Origin of the sequence: Spirillospora sp. NPDC047279 (assembly GCF_040643285.1) — a bacterium.
Classification (GTDB): Bacteria; Actinomycetota; Actinomycetes; order Streptosporangiales; family Streptosporangiaceae; genus Spirillospora.
Window position 1 is genome coordinate 77,962 of record NZ_JBEYUA010000031.1, and the last position, 6,508, is coordinate 84,469.

A 6,508-nucleotide genomic window follows, 5' to 3' on the forward strand; every position below is an offset into this window, starting at 1 on the left:
CCGCGGCCTGCCCGGCGCTTCCCGTCCCCGGCTAGGGGGCGGGCGGCACGGACTCGTGGTCGAGGGCGTAGCCGATCGCCGACCCCAGGCTGAGCTCCGCGCCTTCGGCGACCGTACGCCGGTAGCCCTCGTCGCCCAGCACGGCGCGGGCCCGGCGCACGGACTCCTCGTGGATCGTCACGAACATCGGCGCGCCGAACCGCGGGACACCGTGCCGTTCCCAGATCCGCTCGCCCGCCCCGTGCAGCAGCCCGGCCCGGCCGGCCTGCCCCGCGGCGGCGGCGGTCGCGGCCAGGATGTCCACGCAGAGCGCGATGCCGACCAGGTCGCGGAAGTCGCGCTTGACCGCGAGCGCCGCCCGCGCGTGCTCGGCCGCGGCGCCGACGGCGCCCGTGCTGAGCCTCTCCAGGGCGAGCCCGTGGTCGACGTGCGAGCGCCACCACAGCTCGCCCCTGCCGACGCAGGCCGCGCGCACCGACGAGAGCGTGTCGATCGCGGCGTCGTGCCGGCCCAGCGCGCCGTACGCGGTCCCCAGCGAGCCCTTGAACAGCAACGGGAAGATGTCGCCCGGCCCGCTGCCGCCGTCCTGCGACCGCAACGACTCCCGCAACATCTCGGCGCCCCGCTCGGCGTCGCCGGCCAGCATGGTCACCAGGCCGCTGAGGCCGGCCGCGCGTGCCAGGTCGGCCCGCTGTCCGCGCGCGACCGCCGACAGGCCGGCCAGCTCGAGCGTCTCGAGCGCGGCGGCGGTCTCGCCCTGAACGCCCAGCACCCAGCCCAGCACCCACCACGCGCGGGTGCGCGCCGCGCTCGGCTCCGGCGCCAGCGGCAGCAGCCGCTCCAGATGGCGGCGGCCCACGCCGGCGAGACCGCGGGCGATCCACAACGGCCAGAGCGCCCCGGCCAGTGCCTGTCCCGCCGCCGCCTCGCCGGGCTCGGTCACGCAGAAGTCCAGGGCCGCCTGGAGTTCGGTGTACTCCTCGTCGAGCCTGCGGAACCAGTCCAGCTGGGCGGGCCCGCACCACTCCCGCGCGCACCGTTCGGCCAGGGCGAGATAGTGGTCCCGGTGCCGCCGCCGCAGGGCCGGCTCCTCGCCGAGCTCGCGCAACCACCACGCGCCGTACTCCCGCAGGGTGTCGAGCAGCCGGAACCGCCCACGTTCGGGCAGGACGATCGACTTGGCCACCAGCCCGTCCAGCAGCGGGCCGGTCGCCGTCCCGTCGCCGCCGCAGACCGCCTCCGCCGCCGCCCGGTCGAACGTGCCGCGGAAGACCGACGACCGCGCCCACAGCAGCCGCTCGCCGGGGGTGCACAGCTCGTGGCTCCAGCCGATCGTCGTCCGCAACGTCCGGTGCCGGTCGTGCCCGCCCGGACGTCCCGGCTCGCCGGCCCGCCCGAGCACCGTGAACCTGTCGTCGAGCCGGGTGAGCAGCCACTCCACCGGCATCTCGCGCATCCGCACCGCCGCGAGCTCGATCGCGAGCGGGATGCCGTCGAGCCGGCGGCACACCTGCGCGACGGCGACGGCGTTGCCGGGCGTGAGCTCGAAGTCCCGGGCGCGGTCGACGAACAGCGCCACCGACTCGTTGCGCAGCAGCCGGTCGGTCTCCGCCGTGCACGGCGGAACGGGGAGCGGCTCGACGACCATGCGCTCACCCTTCAACAGCGCCGGCTCCTGCCGGCTGGTGGCCAGCACGGACAGGCCGAGCGCGGACCCCATCAGCCGCGCGGCGAGCCGCTCGGCCGCCTCGAGCACATGCTCGCATCCGTCCAGAACGAGCAGCAGCCGGCGTTCGGCCAGGAAGGCGGCGAGATTGTCGAGCTGCGGCCGGGCGGCCCGGTCGTGCGGCCGCCCGAAGGCGTCGGCCACCGCGTGCGGCACCATCGCGCCGTCCTGGAGCGCGCCGAGCTCGACCAGCCAGGCACCGTCGCGGAACCGCGGCGCGAGGTCGTGCGCGACCCGCAGCGCGAGCCTGCTCTTGCCCACGCCGCCGACACCGGTCAGCGTCACCAGCCTGGACCGGATCAGCAGCCGCCTGATCTGCGCCAGCTCCCGCCGCCGCCCCACGAGCCTGGACGGCTCGGCCGGCAGGTTGCCGGAGAACGAAATCTCTGCATCAGCCAATGGACGCCTCTCGACCGCGCCGCGTACCCCCGGTCTCATTTTCCAATACCCGGTCCCCCGCACGTCCGGAAACAGAGGAGCCGGACGACCGCCCGATCACCGGCCGCCGACCGTGTCAGCGCTCGGCGTGGCTGCGTCCGGTGGATCGCGGGGCGGGCACGGGAGCGGGCGCCGACCGCACCAGCAGCGGGGCGGCGTCGTCCTGGAGGCTGCCACCGGCATTTGCGCAGCTTTCCCTCGATGATGGCGACCAGGTCGGCGGGCCCCTCGTCGTCGTGGTCCGCGACGTGTTCGTCGAGCGGGAAGAAGCGCCCGTCGGCGTCGCGGGCCTCGGTGACGCCGTCGGTGTAGAGGGGCAGGCGGTCGCCCTCGCCCAGCCGCAGCCGCATGGAGGAGGTCCAGCCGTCGTCGCGCATGCCGAGCGGGCCGAGCGGCGGGGCGGGCGGGATCGTGTCGAGCCGGACCGCCATGCCGCCGAGCGTCGCCTCGTTCTGCGCGAGCTCGCGGAAGGCGCCCAGCACGTCGGTGGCCTTCTCGACCGCGCTCAGCCCCTCGCCCATCGCGTCGCCGACGATGAGGCGCACCCCGCACGGCGTGATGACCCCGTCGTACAGGTCGCCGCCGACCTGCGCGTGCGCGGCGGCGGCGAGATAGCGCGCGTGGGCGGCCAGCGGGCCGAGCCGCGGCGGCACCGGACGCAGCACCGCCCGCTGCATCGCCTCCAGCACGGTGCGCAGGCCGGCCTGCGTGCCGTCGCTGCGCTCCTGGCGGCGGCAGGCGACCCACATCATCACCGACGTGACGACGATCCCGGCCAGGCTGCAGGTCACCACGACCGGGGTGGCGCCGCCGTGCTCGGCCGCCAGCGGGGCCGCCACCAGCAGCGCCGCCAGCCCGATGAACGACGAGCAGCGGGTGCGGGTGCACGTCAGGACGGCCAGGGTCGGCACCGCCACCAGCAGGGGCATGGCCGTGAACGCGGCCGGTAGCGCGAGGTCGAACGGCACGATCCCGCTCAGCAGGATCACCAGGGTGATCGCTGCCGCCCCCGCTCACCCCGGCCAGGCCTCCCCCTGGCGGAGGTTGTCGTAGCCGACGAACGTGAACAGCCTGACCCCGCGCTCGAGCGGCACCGGCTCGCCCAGGTAGCGGTGCACGCCCACGGAGTACGCGGACTCGCCGGGCGGCGACGACCAGACCTGCTCGAAGCCGTGCTTCTCGAACCAGCGGCGGACGTGCGGCGTGAGGTCCGGCGGCTGCCGGTTGCGCGTCCACACCACGTGCGCGCCCTCGGCGCACAGTTGCGGGAGCAGGGAGATGGTGCGCTCGACGTCGGCGTCGGCGAGGTTGCCGAACACCCCGCAGACCAGCACGAGGTCGGCAGGGACGGCACCGGCGTAGGCGTCGGTGCGCGAGGCGTCGCCCGCCACCGCCTCGACGTTGACCAGGTCGGCCGCGTCGATCATCGCCCGGGCCAGCCGGACGTTGCGCTCGTCCAGTTCGACCAGCCGGGCGGCGACGTCGTCGCGGCGCGGATGCCGGGCGAGGACGTCGAGGAGGTCGCGGCCCTGGCCCGCGCATAGGCTCACCGCGATGACCGGACCCTGCGGCGCCCGGTCGAGGACCTCGCCGACGCGCTGCCGTACGGTGTGCAGCCGCCGCGCCAGAGCCGACGCGGGGTCGTCGTAGGACCCGTGCCACGCCGCCCAGTCGCGACCGACCGAATCTTCTCGCTTCTCCATGTGACGACGCTATTGCGGAGCGTGATCGACTTAGAAGAAAAGCGATGAGGTGACCACTCCAGGTCGCGACATACCCATTAATCGCGGAGCGCCACTCCTACCCACCCGTATTGTGCTCGGCCTTCTCCAGCGGAATCCGCGGGTAGTGCAGATCGAACGCCGGCCTTTCGGAGCGGATCTGCGGAATCGAGGTAAAATTGTGGCGGGGCGGCGGGCAGGAGGTCGCCCACTCCAGCGAGTTGCCGAATCCCCAGGGGTCGTCGGCGTCGACCCGCGGCGCATGCCGGGCCGTGTGATAGACGTTGTAGAGGAAGAACAACGTCGAGACGCCCAGGAGGAACGCGCCCGCGCTGGAGACGCGGTTGAGCGTCACGAACGTCTCCGGATAGTCGGCGTAGCGCCGCGGCATGCCCTGCGCGCCGAGGATGTGCTGGACGAAGAACGTCGTGTGGAAACCCACGAACAGGAACCAGAAATGGATCTTGCCGAGGGTTTCGTTCAGCATCTTTCCCGTCATCTTGGGCCACCAGAAATAGAAGCCCGCGAACATCGCGAATACGACCGTGCCGAAAACCACGTAATGGAAGTGGGCCACGACGAAGTACGAATCCTGCAGATGGAAGTCCAGCGGCGGCGAGGCGAGGATGATGCCCGTCAGCCCGCCGAACAGGAACGTGACGAGGAAGCCGACGGACCACAACATCGGCGTCTCGAAGCTGAGTTTCCCCCGCCACATCGTGCCGACCCAGTTGAAGAACTTCACCCCGGTCGGCACCGCGATCAGGAACGTCATGAACGAGAAGAACGGCAGCAGTACCTGGCCGGTGGTGAACATGTGGTGCGCCCACACCGCCATCGACAGGCCCGCGATGAGGATCGTCGCGCCGACCATGCCGAAGTAGCCGAACAGCGGCTTGCGGCTGAAGACCGGGATGACCTCGGTGATGATGCCGAAGAACGGCAGCGCGATGATGTAGACCTCGGGATGGCCGAAGAACCAGAACAGGTGTTGCCAGGTCAGCGCGCCACCGACGGCGGGGTCGAAGACGTGCGAGCCGAGCCGCCGGTCCGACTCCAGTACCAGCAGCGCGGCCGCCAGGATCGGGAACGCCATCAGCACCAGCAGGCTGGTCAGCAGGATGTTCCAGGTGAAGATCGGCATCCGGAACATGGTCATGCCCGGAGCGCGCATGCCGATGATCGTGGTGATGAAGTTGACCCCGCCCAGGATGGTCCCGAACCCGGACATCGCCAGCCCCATGATCCACAGGTCCGCGCCGACGCCGGGCGAGCGGATGTCGTCGGTCAGCGGTGCGTACGCGGTCCAGCCGAAGGCCGCCGCGCCGCCCGGGGTGACGAACGACAGGAAGACGATCAGCCCGCCGAACAGGAACAACCAGTAGCTGAGCATGTTGAGCCGGGGGAACGCCACGTCCGGCGACCCGATCTGCAGCGGCATGATCACGTTCGCGAACCCGACGAAGAGCGGCGTCGCGAACAGCAGCAACATCACCGTCCCGTGGATGGTGAACATCTGGTTGAACTGCTCACGGCTGACCACCTGCTGCCCCGGCTCGGCCAGCTCGGCCCGCAACACCATGGCCATGAGGCCGGCCAGCAGGAAGAACGCGAACGATGTGATCAGGTACAGGTATCCGATCACCTTGTGGTCGGTGGTGGTGATCCAGGACACCAGGACGGATCCGCGCGGGCCGCGCGTGCGCGGCGGCGCCTCCGCTAGCGGACGGCCGAGCAGGACCATGCCGGACTCCCTGGGGGTGGGCTCCTGGCGGATGAGGCCTCTTCAACTATTCGCCAGTGCCCGGTGAGACGCAAGGCACATTCCCGATCTCCCGCCTCGTCCGTCCCGGAGATGGACGCCCGTACCCTGGAGGGGTGGAACGGATCCTGGTGAGCGCCTGCCTGCTGGGCAGGCCGGTGCGCTACGACGGCGCCGCCAAGAACGTCGACGACGAGCTCGTCGGCCGCTGGCGGGCCGAGGGCCGGGTGATCCCGTTCTGCCCGGAGGTCTCCGGCGGCCTCCCCGTGCCGCGCCCGCCCGCGGAGATCGTGGGCGGCGACGGCGAGGCGGTGCTGGACGGCACCGCCCGGGTGCTCACCGGCGCGGGCGCCGACGTGACGGCCGCGTTCGTCCAGGGCGCCCGCCTGGCCCTCGACGCGGCCCGCCGCGGCGGGGCGCGCGTCGCCATCCTCAAGGAGGGCAGCCCGTCGTGCGGCAGCCTGCGCATCTATGACGGCCGGTTCTCCGGAACGTCGATCCCCGGCCACGGCGTGACGACCGCCCTCCTCGAACGTTCCGGCGTCCGCGTCTTCGACGAGGACCAGATCGACGCCGCCGCCACCTACCTGCGCACGCTCGAATCCCCCTGACCATCCGGCGCACGGGCCCCTTTGGACGGTATGAAGAGTGCCGTTCATGACCGTCGAACACGACTTCCCGCGGGGCATCGGCCGGCCCGCCACCGGGGCGCTCCTCCATGAGGCCGCCACGGAGAACGCATCTCCTTAGGGGTACGGAAACAAGAAAAGGCCCCGCCATTTCTGGCGGGGCCTTTCCCCTAACAAAGTGTCCGGCGGTGTCCTACTCTCCCACACAGTCTCCCGTGCAGTACCATCGGCG

General features: G+C 71.8%; 5 protein-coding genes. 1 reads left to right on the forward strand and 4 read right to left on the reverse strand.

Translation table 11 applies throughout. The features are described from left to right. Positions 1-31 precede the first annotated feature (31 nt). From ABZ810_RS45710 to ctaD, 4 genes are all read right to left on the reverse strand, one after another. Positions 32-2,125: an NB-ARC domain-containing protein gene (locus ABZ810_RS45710; RefSeq protein ID WP_358414417.1), complete on the reverse strand. Its 2,094-nt coding sequence runs from the start codon at positions 2,123-2,125 to the stop codon at positions 32-34. Between the two features lie 35 nt (positions 2,126-2,160). Then, on the reverse strand, positions 2,161-3,153 hold the full coding sequence (locus ABZ810_RS45715) for a SpoIIE family protein phosphatase (protein WP_358414420.1): 993 nt from the start codon (positions 3,151-3,153) through the stop codon (positions 2,161-2,163). Between the two features lie 24 nt (positions 3,154-3,177). Beyond that, a complete protein-coding gene (locus tag ABZ810_RS45720; protein ID WP_358414423.1) occupies positions 3,178-3,867 on the reverse strand; it encodes a class I SAM-dependent methyltransferase family protein in 690 nt (229 codons plus the stop codon). Positions 3,868-3,964: 97 nt separating this feature from the next. Further along, complete coding sequence (gene ctaD, locus ABZ810_RS45725) at positions 3,965-5,629, reverse strand: cytochrome c oxidase subunit I (RefSeq protein WP_358414426.1); 1,665 nt, start codon at positions 5,627-5,629, stop codon at positions 3,965-3,967. A 134-nt stretch (positions 5,630-5,763) separates the two neighbouring features. Between ctaD and ABZ810_RS45730 the strand changes: the two genes are divergently transcribed. Further along, entirely contained in the window at positions 5,764-6,258 is a 495-nt protein-coding gene (locus ABZ810_RS45730; protein ID WP_358414429.1) for a DUF523 domain-containing protein, read from the forward strand. Positions 6,259-6,508: the final 250 nt, after the last annotated feature.